The organism is Tenacibaculum sp. SZ-18 (assembly GCF_002813915.1).
GTDB lineage: Bacteria > Bacteroidota > Bacteroidia > Flavobacteriales > Flavobacteriaceae > Polaribacter.
Genome location: NZ_CP019335.1, coordinates 2479786 through 2493035 on the forward strand (window position 1 = coordinate 2479786; position 13250 = coordinate 2493035).

General features: G+C 31.0%; 14 protein-coding genes. 8 read left to right on the top strand and 6 right to left on the bottom strand.

Translation table 11 applies throughout. The annotated features are described in order from the left end of the window. From BTO06_RS10960 to fsa, 3 genes are all read right to left on the bottom strand, one after another. Complete coding sequence (locus BTO06_RS10960) at positions 1-414, bottom strand: DNA-binding protein (RefSeq protein ID WP_100925349.1); 414 nt, start codon at positions 412-414, stop codon at positions 1-3. 3 nt (positions 415-417) lie between these two features. Beyond that, positions 418-2070, bottom strand: coding sequence for a 2-succinyl-5-enolpyruvyl-6-hydroxy-3-cyclohexene-1-carboxylic-acid synthase (gene menD, locus BTO06_RS10965; RefSeq protein WP_100925350.1), 1653 nt, complete (start codon positions 2068-2070; stop codon positions 418-420). Between the two features lie 78 nt (positions 2071-2148). Then, entirely contained in the window at positions 2149-2802 is a 654-nt protein-coding gene (fsa, locus tag BTO06_RS10970; RefSeq protein ID WP_100925351.1) for a fructose-6-phosphate aldolase, read from the bottom strand. 362 nt (positions 2803-3164) lie between these two features. Between fsa and BTO06_RS10975 the strand changes: the two genes are divergently transcribed. Continuing rightward, the gene (locus tag BTO06_RS10975) at positions 3165-3974 is read left to right on the top strand and encodes an HAD family hydrolase (RefSeq protein ID WP_100925352.1); all 810 of its coding nucleotides are present in this window, start codon (positions 3165-3167) and stop codon (positions 3972-3974) included. Between the two features lie 6 nt (positions 3975-3980). Here the strand turns inward: BTO06_RS10975 and BTO06_RS10980 are convergent, their stop codons facing one another. Next, positions 3981-4784 carry an SDR family oxidoreductase gene (locus BTO06_RS10980; protein WP_100925353.1) on the bottom strand — a complete coding sequence of 268 codons (804 nt, stop codon included), beginning with the start codon at positions 4782-4784 and terminating at the stop codon, positions 3981-3983. A 218-nt stretch (positions 4785-5002) separates the two neighbouring features. Between BTO06_RS10980 and BTO06_RS10985 the strand changes: the two genes are divergently transcribed. Then, positions 5003-6397, top strand: coding sequence for a TlpA family protein disulfide reductase (locus BTO06_RS10985; protein WP_100925354.1), 1395 nt, complete (start codon positions 5003-5005; stop codon positions 6395-6397). Between the two features lie 76 nt (positions 6398-6473). Here the strand turns inward: BTO06_RS10985 and BTO06_RS10990 are convergent, their stop codons facing one another. Together BTO06_RS10990 and BTO06_RS10995 are read right to left on the bottom strand one after the other, a co-directional pair. After that, positions 6474-7283, bottom strand: coding sequence for a TIGR00266 family protein (locus tag BTO06_RS10990; protein WP_100925355.1), 810 nt, complete (start codon positions 7281-7283; stop codon positions 6474-6476). Positions 7284-7326: 43 nt separating this feature from the next. Next, the gene (locus tag BTO06_RS10995; RefSeq protein ID WP_100925356.1) at positions 7327-7782 is read right to left on the bottom strand and encodes a DUF4442 domain-containing protein; all 456 of its coding nucleotides are present in this window, start codon (positions 7780-7782) and stop codon (positions 7327-7329) included. Positions 7783-7948: 166 nt separating this feature from the next. On the opposite strand from BTO06_RS10995, the gene BTO06_RS11000 reads away from it, so the two are divergent. The 6 genes from BTO06_RS11000 (at position 7949) to BTO06_RS11025 (ending at position 13202) form a co-directional block, all read left to right on the top strand. Then, on the top strand, positions 7949-8383 hold the full coding sequence (locus tag BTO06_RS11000) for a DUF4870 domain-containing protein (RefSeq protein ID WP_100925357.1): 435 nt from the start codon (positions 7949-7951) through the stop codon (positions 8381-8383). A 13-nt stretch (positions 8384-8396) separates the two neighbouring features. Next, positions 8397-8741 (top strand): PadR family transcriptional regulator, encoded by a 345-nt coding sequence (locus BTO06_RS11005; protein ID WP_100925358.1) that lies wholly within the window; start codon positions 8397-8399, stop codon positions 8739-8741. Further along, positions 8734-10749 carry a PspC domain-containing protein gene (locus BTO06_RS11010; RefSeq protein ID WP_100925359.1) on the top strand — a complete coding sequence of 672 codons (2016 nt, stop codon included), beginning with the start codon at positions 8734-8736 and terminating at the stop codon, positions 10747-10749. The genes BTO06_RS11005 and BTO06_RS11010 overlap by 8 nt, the downstream gene beginning before the upstream one ends. Before the next feature lie 40 nt (positions 10750-10789). Continuing rightward, entirely contained in the window at positions 10790-11320 is a 531-nt protein-coding gene (locus BTO06_RS11015; RefSeq protein WP_100925360.1) for a nuclear transport factor 2 family protein, read from the top strand. Positions 11321-11438: 118 nt separating this feature from the next. Continuing rightward, positions 11439-12500, top strand: a complete 1062-nt coding sequence (locus tag BTO06_RS11020; protein ID WP_100926777.1) for a bestrophin family protein — start codon at positions 11439-11441, stop codon at positions 12498-12500. 30 nt (positions 12501-12530) lie between these two features. Then, a complete protein-coding gene (locus BTO06_RS11025) occupies positions 12531-13202 on the top strand; it encodes a M15 family metallopeptidase (RefSeq protein WP_100925361.1) in 672 nt (223 codons plus the stop codon). Positions 13203-13250: the final 48 nt, after the last annotated feature.

Sequence of the window (13250 nt, forward strand, 5' to 3'; positions counted from 1 at the left end):
TTATTTAACTAGCTCTATTCTATCTGATTTAAGAATTATTTTCTTCTTTTTGTATAAAGTACCAATAGCTCTTTTAAATGCTTTTTTACTTAATTGTAAGTGAAATTTAATAGATTCAGGAGAGCTTTTGTCTGTTAATAACAAAAAACCTTTTTCATTCAATTTTTGGAGAACCTTATCCACATCTTCATCAATAACGTTTCTAAAACCTTGTGGCCTCAAAGAAACATCAATTTTTTCATCTTCTCTAATTTTCTTAATAAATCCATCAATTCGCATACCTTCTTCTAATTCCGTAAAAACCTCATTAGCATAAAGTAAACCCTCATAAGTTTCTTCAATTAAAACAGTATACCCAAGAGCTGTTTGAACTCCAATAATTAACTCTACTTTATCTCCCTCTTTAAATTGCATTTGTTATAAACTTTTAAAATATGCTGTTAAAATTTGATCGTTAATTTCTGATGGTGTGAAAACCTCTAAAATTTTTGGTTTCTCACTATCGTTATAAAATTGCACTAAATTATAATTTAGTTCATTGAGTGAATTTGCATGAAGATAATCAAAACCAAACATCTTGGCTAAATAATTTGCCGTTAATTGATGTGGCGTTTCAAAATATTGAAGCGCATTTGTAGATTTAGGCCCTGGAATGATTTTGAAAATTCCACCACCTGAATTATTAATTATGATTATCCTGAAGTTATTTGGGATATAAGAATTCCAAAGTGCATTACTATCGTAAAAAAAACTCAAATCACCAGTCAATAAGGTTGTTGACTCTTCTACCGAGCAAGCAGCTCCAATCGCAGTGGATGTACTACCATCAATTCCACTTGTTCCTCTGTTACAAAAAACACTGTAACTCGAATTTATATCGAATAACTGAAGATAACGAATCAAAGAACTATTACTAACTTGAATTTGAGAGCCTTCAGGAATTTTATTCAAAACAGATTCAACCACTTTTAAATCTGAATATTCAGCAGTTGCCAAAAAGTCCTTATGCTTTATATTTCTTGACCTTTTTTCGGACAACCAATACTCCTTATAATTTGAGGCTGTTTTCTCTACTTGTTTCATAAAGTTTTCAAAAAAACGTACTGGGTTTTCCTGAATAAACTCTGATAGACAGAAATAAGTATTCATTTCTTTTATCCCATCAATATGCCAATGATGACTTGGTTGATACTTTCTTAAAAATTGTTTGATTCTTTTCGAAACAATCATTCCCCCAAAAGTTACTAATAATTCTGGCTGTAATTCTTTAAAATCTGATTCATCTAATTTCGAAATCAGTTTATCAATAGAATTAATCGTTTTTCCGTAATCAAGATTAGAAGTTGTTTCAGTCATTACTAAAACAGATGGATCTTCATTCAGTTTATCTATGAGCTTTTGAGTTTTCTCACATTTACGATGTACTCCAACTAAAACTAACTTTCTTTTTGTATTATTCCAAATTTTCGAAAGAGATCTAAAATCAATTTTCTTTCTATTTTCTTGAATATATTCTTCACTAAATTGGAAAGAGTCCATTTCATCAACAGTCTCATAAATCGGCTCATTAAAAGGAACGTTGATATGTACTGGTCCAGAATTATGAATACAAGTTTCTAAAGCCTTAACAACCTCCTTTTTATTTGTTATTAGTTCTTTCTCGTCCTCAACTAAATTTGCTGAATACAAAATATGATTCTCAAATACATTTTCTTGGCGTATTGTTTGACCATCGCCAATATCGATTAAGTATTTTGGCCTATCTGCTGAAATAACTAGCAATGGTATTTTACTATAAAAAGCTTCTGCTATTGCTGGATAATAGTTCAATAATGCAGAACCTGAAGTACAAATAATAGCTACTGGTTTTTTGGTTTGTTGTGCAATTCCTAAAGCAAAAAATGCCGCTGCTCTTTCATCAACTATACTAAAAGTCTCAATTTGATTTACATTAGAAAAACCGATGGTTAAAGGCGCGTTTCTAGAACCTGGAGAAATCACAACCTTATCAATATTATAATACTGACAAGCAGAAATGACTAATTGTGCAAGTTGTTTTTTTGGATACATCAGTCTGCAAAAATATCACTAAAAAAGAAAATCCACACTATACGTGTGGACTTCTTACATATTTGTATTGATTATATTTTAATTTCCTTTTTTATAATCAGCTAAAAACTTCTCTAAACCTATATCAGTTAATGGGTGCTTCAATAAACCAGTGATCGCAGATAAAGGGCCTGTCATTACATCGGCTCCAATTTTAGCGCAATCAATTACGTGCATTGTGTGACGTACAGAGGCTGCTAAAATTTCAGTTTCGAACATGTAGTTATCATAGATATGACGAATCTCAGAAATTAAATTTAAGCCATCTGTTGAAATATCATCTAAACGACCAATAAATGGAGAAACATAAGTTGCACCAGCCTTTGCTGCTAATAAAGCTTGACCAGCTGAAAACACTAAGGTTACATTCGTTTTAATTCCTTTGTCAGAAAAGTACTTACAGGCTTTAACACCATCGCCAATCATTGGTAATTTCACAACAATTTGAGGATGTAAAGCTGCTAATTCTTCTCCTTCTTTCACCATTCCTTCAAAATCAGTAGAAATTACTTCTGCCGAAACATCTCCATCAACTATTTCGCAAATTGCCTTATAATGATTTTTAATGTTGTCTTCTCCTGTAATTCCTTCTTTTGCCATTAAAGATGGATTTGTAGTTACTCCGTCTAAAATTCCTAAAGCTTGTGCTTCACGAATCTGATCTAAATTGGCTGTATCAATAAAAAACTTCATCTAATTTTTGTTTTACTGTTGTGTTATTTTGCAAAACTAGTGTTTTATAACTAGTTTATATTTGAGCTTATAAAAAAAATGTTTGAAATTTTTCATGAATAAATTCGAAAGACGTTTAAAAGAATTCTAAAAATACTAAAAACGTTTAAGAAACTATAATATCAAAAGTCTAGAAAACTATTTTTTAAAAACTACAGGAAAACTTTTTAGTTGTTAACTATGGAGTCCTGAGGAGGAAAACGAAATATCAAATCTCTATATCCAAACCTCATCACTCTATTCAAACGCAGGAATTACTTAATAGTACGGATGTAAATTAAACCGATAGAAAAACCTACTTTTACATTTTTAACTATTGTACTATGACACTTTCAAATGTAAAACTTGTAATTACTGATATGGATGGAACGCTCTTAAATTCCAATCATGAAGTGAGTGATCAATTTTTCAATTTATTTAGTAAGTTAAAAGAAAATAATATTCTTTTTTGTGCTGCAAGTGGAAGACCATTATATGGAATTCTAGATAAATTATCTCCTATAAAAAATGATATTCTTATTGTTGCTGAAAATGGAGGGTTAGTACTTAAGAATGATGAAGTTTTACTATCTACGGAAATTCAAAAGGAAAATGTAAAAAAGATTAATGAAACTTTGAATACAATAGAGAACGTAAACGCAGTTTATTGCACAAAAGACAAAGCTTACACAACTAATCCATCAGGAAAGTTACTTGAACTTTTATCGGAATACTATAAAAATCACGAAGTCGTAGATTCTCCCGAGAGCATAACTGCTCCAATTTATAAAATTGCTTTGTTTCATGAAATCAGTTCTGAAAAATATTTATATCCGCACTTACATCATTTAGAAAGTGAGTTTAAAGTTAAAGTAAGCGCCAATCATTGGGTTGATATTTCAGAAAACAATGCCAATAAAGGTTATGCTGTAGAGCTTATTCAAAACATATATAATATTTCTCCAGAAGAAACAATGGTATTTGGCGATTATAATAATGACATTGAAATGCTAAAAAAAGCACATTTTAGTTATGCCATGGAAAACGCCCATCCCTTAGTAAAGGAGACCGCAAATTACTCAACTCGAAGTAATGATAATTTTGGAGTTGAGAAAATCCTTGAGTTATTAATAAAGGAAAAAGAAAGTTCTTAAGAAAAATTACAATTTGTAATGATTCATAATCAATCTTTCATAAACTCTATCTGGTAATACTCTTTTTAGAACAACAGAAAAGCGCTCCATGAATGCACCAACTTTGTAGTGCAATTTAGGCTTTTTAGTATTGATTATTTTAAGAACTAACTTCGCAATTACAATCGGATTCATTCCGTCGTCAACATAATCATCCGATACTTGTAAATTTTTACTGTAAGATTCCTTATACGCAGAATCTTCAAAAACTGGCGTGTAATATCTCCCGGTAGATATACTTGTAGCAAAACTTCCTGGAGCAATACTGGTTACATTAACTCCAAAACTTTTCACTTCCATACTTAACGACTCTGTTAGTAATTCAAAAGCACCTTTACTGGCCGAATATGCACTTCTATATGGTAAACCTGAATAAGCAGCAAGTGAAGTTATATTAATAATTAAGCCACTTTTTTGATTTCTCATATGAGGTATAACCTTCTTCATAACATCTATCGGTCCAAAAAAATTTGTATTAAAACCTTCTTTTAACTCACTCATTGGAATATCTTCCATGGCTCCCATTAAACCCCTTCCTGCATTATTTATCAGTACATCAATACGACCTTCTTTATTGATAACTTTGGTAACAGCTCTATCGATTGACTCTACGTCTAATACGTCTAGGGCGATCATAGTAAAATCAACACCTATTACTTTATCAGGATTTCGACTTGTACCATAAACAATGTAATTATTTGAATATAAATGTTCTGCAATTGCTTTTCCAATACCAGAAGAAGCTCCGGTAATCACTATTACTTTAGACATTTTTAGATTGATTTATCAGGTTGATTACTTTGGATGAATTTCCATATAATTGAATGGTTTAGTTCAAAACTCAAAAACCGATCAAATATCAGAGTCAAAAGTCTATAAACAAAGCATTTTTTCCAAATTTTTTAGTTAAAGATTTTGAGGTCATTTAAAAATAAGCTAATTTCGAGACTTGTAAACATAATTTATTCTACCCCAAAATATAGAAAATCATGAAAAGATTGTTTCTGTTAGCTGTAAGTTTATTAGTATTGACGGCCTGTGGTGATAAGCCTAAACCGAAAGATTATGCGGTAATTTCTGGTGAAGCCCAAAATTTTAGAAAACGAAACATAACGTTAATAGGTTATAATTTTGAAAAGAAAATAAAGTTTGATAGAAAAACGAAAACTTTTTCTGATACACTTAGAGATATAACACCTGGTCATTACATTTTAAAATTCAATAAAAGACCTGTGAATGTCTATTTATCATCAATTGAAGATTTAAAGGTTATGGTTGATGCAAAAAAAAGGACAGAAGATCCAATTTTCGAAGGACCAAACAAAAACATCAACATTTATCTAACAGAAAGATATAAAAAACATGGTCTAATTTTAGGTAACGCGAATAAGTTATTCTCTTTAGAAGAAGCAGAGTTCTTAAGTAAAATGGATGAGTATAAATCTAGTTTAGAAGATTTAGCAGATGCATCGCAATTACCAGCTGATTATTTAGAGAAAGAAAAAAGGAATATAAATTACGAATTTGTTAGAAATATAAATAATTACCAGCCATACCATAGACTATTGTATGGTGACGAAGAGTTTGTTGTATCGGAAACGTTTCCTAAAGACATAATGGAGGATATAGACTTTAACAATCCAGCGGATTTTTTACATTCTGTATCATACAGAAAACTACTGAAAGAATATTTAGATAAGATAGCAAATAAGAGGAAACCAAAAGATGGAGATTTTGATTTAACGTATCTACAAACTGTACATACTGAAGTAGTAGATACTTTAATTAAAAATGATTTGATACATTCGGCTGCTAAAAAACAAATCACAACTACTACAAACCTTAAAGAGTATTATAAAAAGTACATGGGATACTCAACTAACAAGGAAAACAAAGCTGAGATTAAAAGTTTATATGATAAATTGAAATTAACTGCACAAGGTCAACCTTCACCTAAATTTACTGATTTAGAAAATTACACTGGTGGTAAAACTTCATTAGATGACTTAATTGGTAAAGGTAAATATGTTTACATAGATGTTTGGGCGACATGGTGCGGATTCTGTAAAAAAGAGATCCCACTTTTAAAAAGACTAGAACAAAAATATCATGATAAAAACATTGAGTTCGTTAGTATCAGTGTGGATAAAGCTAGTTTAAAGGAAAAATGGAGACAAACGATTATTGATAGAGAGATGACAGGAGTTCAATTATTTGCAGGTAAATCAGAAACGGAACTGCAATTTACCAAAGACTATTTGATTAAAGGATTACCAAGGTTTATTTTAATTGATCCTGATGGAAATATAGTCAATGCAAATGCTCCAAGACCAAGCGAAGGAGATGCTCTTCAAAATATTTTTGATGAACTATTGGACATTTAAAAGAAAATTAAGAAATATAAAAAAAGCTCAGTTTGTAAACTGAGCTTTTTTTAATTTGTGAAATAGTATTTAATTTCTAAAATCTATTATCTCCATCCAATAAATCTCCTAAACCGCCTAAAATACTTCCTTCACCTTTACTTTTACCTCCACTCGGTATTGAAGATAAAACTCTTCCTGCTAATCGGCTAAACGGTAATGATTGAATGAATACAGTTCCTGGTCCTTGAAGTTTTGCAAAGAACAATCCTTCACCTCCAAAGATGGTATTCTTTATTCCACCTACAAACTCGATATCATAATCTATATCTTGAGTAAATCCAACAATACAACCCGTATCTACTTTTAAAATCTCACCAGGTTTTAAAACTTTTTTTGCCATAGTTCCACCAGCATGGATAAAACCTAATCCATCACCTTCCATCTTTTGCATAATAAAACCTTCTCCACCGAACAGACCTCTTCCGAGTTTTCGTGAAAACTCAATCCCAATAGAAACTCCTTTTGCCGCGCATAAAAAAGCATCTTTTTGACAAATAAACTTTCCTCCAAACTCTGTTAAATCAATAGGTATAATTTTACCAGGATAAGGAGAAGCAAAAGAAACTTGCTTTTTTCCATATCCTACATTAGTAAATACAGTCATGAATAAGCTTTCACCAGTTAAAATTCTTTTACCAGCGGAAAATATCTTTCCTAACAAACCTTTTTCCTGATTTGATCCATCCCCAAAAATAGTATTCATCTGTACATCTGGCTCCATCATCATAAAACTCCCACTTTCTGCTACTACGCCTTCCTGAGGGTCCAACTCAATTTCTACATATTGCATCTCCTCACCGTAAATTCGATAGTCAATTTCGTTTGCTCTTTGTTCTAGAAACATAATTTTAGTTTTTATTTCATTAGACTAAAGTTCTTGCTATTTGTTACGTTTTAACTTTCAAACTCCATTCAAATTGAAACTTTGAAACTGAAATTCCATCTTCATTAATCCCTTCTGAAGTTAATAGTACCGTCTGTCCCTCCCCAGTTTTAATAGCATCTTCAATTGCTCTATCAATTTCTTCTCCTTGATTACATTCAAAATGAATCTTACCTGTTGCCTTTTTAGTAAAAGTTGCGTCCATATTTGTAACAAGCATCGAGATTTTCCTTCCTGAAACATCTATTGACTGCATCACTAGAATTCCTGTTGCAAATTCAGCAGCCATTCCCTGCACTGCCCAAAACATTGAATTAAATGGATTCTGATTAATCCAACGATGTTTTACTTTTACAACTGTTTGCTTTCTTGAAATTGACTTCACACGAATTCCTGTAAAAAAAGCGGATGGTAACTTAAATAATAAAAAGAAGTTAATTTTTGAGGGTGTAAATTTCATAAAATCCAGTATTTATGGGCAATTTAAAGTTTTTATTAAGGGGAAACAACAAATTATTAAGGATTCTTTTTTGTTAAAATTTGTTAAATTTTAGTACTATGTATTGCATAATACCTTTTTTTAAACATATATTTGCATAGTCAAGTATTATATAAATCATTATACTATGAGAAATAATAACGAAAATACCAACGCATTCTTAATACATATTTCCTCTTTCGCAGGATACTTCTTCCCTTTCGGAAGTATTATCACTCCTTTAATATTATGGCAAACACAAAAAGATAGAAGCTCTTTTTTAGACGAACATGGAAAAGAAGCCGTAAACTTTAATGTAAGTTTCTCTCTTTACATCTTCATATTGAGTGCATCATTTGTATCATTTTTCTTTGGAGATATATTTAGAGTACTTAACAGAATCGACCATTTAGACTTCGGACATAGTGTTTCTTTTAGTGGCGACTTATTCGGCTTCTTTGGAATTGCATCTTTGGTAGGCGTTGTAACCTTGATTAAAATTGCTTTAATCATAATTGCATCAATGAAAGCCAACAACGGAGAACATTATAAATATCCGTTTACAATAAAATTTATTAAATAAAAAACCACACTGAATGAAGATAGAAAATACAAAAGCTCAAATGCGTAAAGGCGTTTTAGAGTATTGTATCTTGTCAATACTACAAAAGGGCGATGCATACACTTCTGAAATCCTTAACACATTAAAAAGCGCAGAGATGATTGTGGTTGAAGGTACCATATATCCATTATTAACCCGCTTAAAAAATGCAGGCTTACTATCATATAGATGGGAAGAATCGACCTCAGGACCACCACGTAAATATTACGTAATCACAGAAAATGGAACCATGTTTTTAAAAGAATTAGACAAAACTTGGAATAATTTAGTAAATGCAGTAAATCAAGTAACAAGTACAAAATCAACATCAAATGAATAAGACAATAAATATAAATTTAGGCGGATTTTTCTTCCATATAGATGAAAACGCGTATCAAAAGTTAAAACGATACTTAGACGCCATCGCTCGTTCATTAAGTGATGACCCACAAGGAAAAAATGAAATCATTTCAGATATCGAAGCTCGTATTAGTGAGTTACTTTCTGAAAGAATAACAGACGCTCGTCAAGTTGTAAATGAAGGTGATATTGATGAAATTATTACCATCATGGGACAACCAGAAGATTACACAGAGGCAGAAGAAACATATAGTGACGACTCAAGCTATAATTACGGTAAAAGATCTAAATCTTCGAATAAGAAGTTATTCAGAGATCGCGAAGACAAATTTTTAGGTGGTGTTGCTTCAGGATTAGCTCACTACACTAATATTGATACTATTTGGGTTCGATTGTTCTTCATTTTAACTGCGGTAACAACTGGTTTTGGATTTTTAATCTATATTATATTATGGGTATTATTACCTGAGGCTAAAACAACGGCGGAGAAACTACAGATGGAAGGTGAGGATGTGAATATCGGAAACATTGAAAAAAAAATTCGTAACGAGTTTGAATATCTCTCCACAAAGTTAAAAGACGGGGCTAGTGAAATAACCGAAAAAATCTCTAGTGCAGATTATGAAAAATTGCGTAACCAAACTAAATCTGGCTTTCAAGATTTTATAGATACTGTAGGTAAAATACTATCAGCGCTTTTTAAGGTCTTTGGAAAGTTTATGGGAATTTTACTTGTATTTATTGCAGGTATAGTGTTGATATCACTGATCTTTGCAATGTTTTCCATCAGTAGTTTAGAAATACTCGGGTTTGATGGAGACTTTATTCACTACCCTCCGTTGTTTTATGATTCTGTTCTACCGAATTGGTTATTAACACTATTTGGAATGTTGTTAGTTGCTGTTCCAATTTTAGCACTATTAATTCTAGGGTTACGTATACTATCTCCTAATTTAAAAAGAGTATCTACAACAACATCTTTGTCATTATTTGGAATTTGGCTTGTTTCATTATTCTTCATAGGATTTTCAGGGATTGAATTTGCAACCTCAAAAGCGCAACGTGCCGTTAAAGTTAGTAAGAAATCGATTTTATTTAATCCAGAAGAACCTCTTAAAATCGGAGTAAAAAATGATGATGAAATATATTATCAGCACAATCTGCGTAGAAGAGATAACTCGATAGAAGTTTACATAGACGATAAAAAAGCAAAATACTCAAATGATATTAAAATAGATGTTGCTAAAAGTGATAGTAACGAAGCTTTTATAGAAATCAAAAAAGAATCAGAAGGAAGGAAACGTAAAGATGCATTAAATAACGCTGAGAAAATAAAATATAAGTTCAACTTACATAAGAATAAAATTATATTCGATGCCTTTTTTTTAAGCGAATTTAAAAATATCTGGAAAGACGAAGAAGTTTATTTAACTCTTTACATACCAGAAGGAACAATAATATATTTTGAAAATTCTTCTAAGAGATTTTTATATAATATAGAAAATACGGAAGACATTTATGATAGAAACATGGCGAATCATCATTTTAAAATGACATCCAAAGGTTTCGAATGTATAGATTGTGAGAACAATAAAGAATCAGAAGATGAACGAAAAGCTAATTCTGATTGGAACTATGATAATACTAACGATAACAACAATAACAATGATAACAATTCTGATGTATCTTTCTTATTTGATAGTACAATTAATAACTTAAAAGCAGAGTTTATCATCTCTAAACAAACTACAAAAACAGAATTAGAAAAACTTATTAAATGGTTTAAGAAAAGAAAAAATATTGACATAACTATCGTTAAATCAAGTTTTAAAAATAAAAGGATTGAAAAAATACTTTTAGACATTGATTGCAACGATGGCTACAAAGGTAAACTCAAAATTTCTAATAATACACTAGAAGGCATACCTACCGGATTTAGAAGATTATATGATGAAGAGGACAAAACTCTTGCTTTTAAAATCTGGTAATAACAAAAATGAAAACTAATTGAAAGCAAATTGAAAAACTATGAAACCACTTACCGACTTCTTTTTTGAAGGAAACCTATTTTGGAAAATTGTACTATTATTATGGTCTTTACTTACGTCTCTATTTACTAACGCACAAATTAGCGAAAGCTCAGAGCTCTATAAAACTTTAAAAAATAACGACAGTATAATGTTTGAAAGAACATTTAATCGTTGTGAATTGGATAAATTAGACAAAATTATTAACGATGATTTTGAATTTTATCATGATGTTGCTGGCGAAGAATCAAGAGAAAAATTTATCTTATCTCTAAAAAATAACATTTGTTCTAATCCAAATAAAAAACCAATTCGTAAGTTAGTTGACGAATCTTTAGAAGTTTTTCCTTTAAAGAATAATGGAAAATTATATGCCGCAATTCAAAAAGGTAAACATTTATTTTTCATAAAAGAAAATGGAAAATTATCACCAACTGGTTCTGCTTTATTCACCCACTTATGGATTAAAAAAAATAACTCATGGAAGTTGAAACGAGTTTTAAGCTACAATCATCTTCCGCTACAAAATTAGTTTACTAGTTAACAAACTTCTAGACTAATACTTGGTTTACTTAGCCAAAGCTCCTTGAGCTTTGGCTTTTTTTATTCTATTCATTTTAATTAAATTGAGTGACAAAAATCCAATTCACATGTATACCAAAAAAGTTTTTAGAGCAAAAGACATGTTAAAGTGGACTCGATTTGAAACACTTTTTTTCTTCATTTTTATTATGATAATTGTAGGTTTATACTATTTTTTCAATATCACTTGGTTCAAAATTCCTTGGACTCCACTTGCCTTAATCGGCACCGCTGTTTCTTTCGTAATCGGTTTTCAAAACAATTCAGCATATGGAAGAATATGGGAAGCAAGAAAAATATGGGGTGGGATTGTTAATACATCAAGAACTTTTGGTATGTTCGTTCAAGACATGGTTGATACTAAACATTCCAAAAGTAAATCATCCGAAGAAGACATTCAAAACGATATAAAAACACTCACTTATCGACATATTGCTTGGATGACAGCTTTACGACATTCCATGAGAACACGAAAAAGTTGGGAAACTGTACTCGATGAAAAATCCAACAAGGAGTGGACACAAATTGTAGCTCCGCCAGAATGGAATTCTACTCTAGAAAATGATTTAAAACCTTATTTAAATAAAGAAGACTTAGCCTATACCTTATCTAAAAACAATAAACAAACTGCCTTATTGTATTTACAATCTCATCATTTAAAAAACCTGAAAGATCAAGGGAAGATATGGGAGTTTTCTTTTTTAGAATTAGAAAATGTATTAGAAGAGCTATTTACGCTACAAGGAAAATCTGAAAGAATTAAAAACTTCCCTTATCCTCGTCATTTCGCCACTCTTAATCATTATTTCATGTGGTTATTCGTTTTATTATTACCAATAGCACTAGTTCCTCAGTTTTCTGAAATCGGCGAAGAAATCAGTAAAACATTACCTTCTATCGGAAAATTATTTATGTGGCTTTCAGTTCCCTTCTATGTAATTGTTGCATGGATTTTTCATACAATGGAAAGGATCGGTCGAACTGGAGAAAATCCATTTGAAGGTTCTGCAAACGATGTTCCTATTTCGACTATTGCAAGAGGAATTGAAATTGATTTAAGACAGAATTTAGGAGAAAAAGATGATGAAATACCCAATCAATTTCCAATTATTCATAATACACAAATGTAATATCCAATCCATTTCTTTATTTTTACAGTCATGAAGAAATGGATGTTTTCAATTATCACCTTTGCCTTTTCACTATTTGTAAGTTCACAAGAATTACCCAAAGGTTTTTCTTATGTAAAAGATTTTGCACCTACAATACAAATGGAACTAAGATATTGTACCCACAACAACTTTATGGGAGTTCCTGTTGACGGATATGAAGAACCTATTTTGATAACCTCTACTAAAACAGCTAAAGCCTTAGCTAAGATTCAAGAACTATTATTAAAGAAAGGATTGAGTTTAAAAGTATTTGACGGTTATCGTCCTCAAACTGCTGTTAATCATTTTGTCCGATGGGCCAGAATTCCGAATGACACACTTACTAAAAAACAATACTACCCTGGCTTAAATAAACGAAACCTTTTTAAACTAGGTTACATTGCTACCAAATCTGGTCATTCAAGAGGAAGTTCTGTAGATTTAACTATCGTACATATTGCTACAGATACGGAATTAGATATGGGAAGCCCTTACGACTTCTTCGGAACAATTTCACACGCACAATATAAAAATCTGACAAAAGAGCAAAAAGCCAATCGATATTTACTTAGAAAAGTAATGATGGCAAATGGTTTCAGACCTTATAAAAATGAATGGTGGCATTTTACACTGAATAATGAACCATTTCCTAAAACCTACTTTGATTTTCCTGTTAAGTAAGAATTAACATTTTATATCGACATAAAAATTTAAACGGCACTATATTTG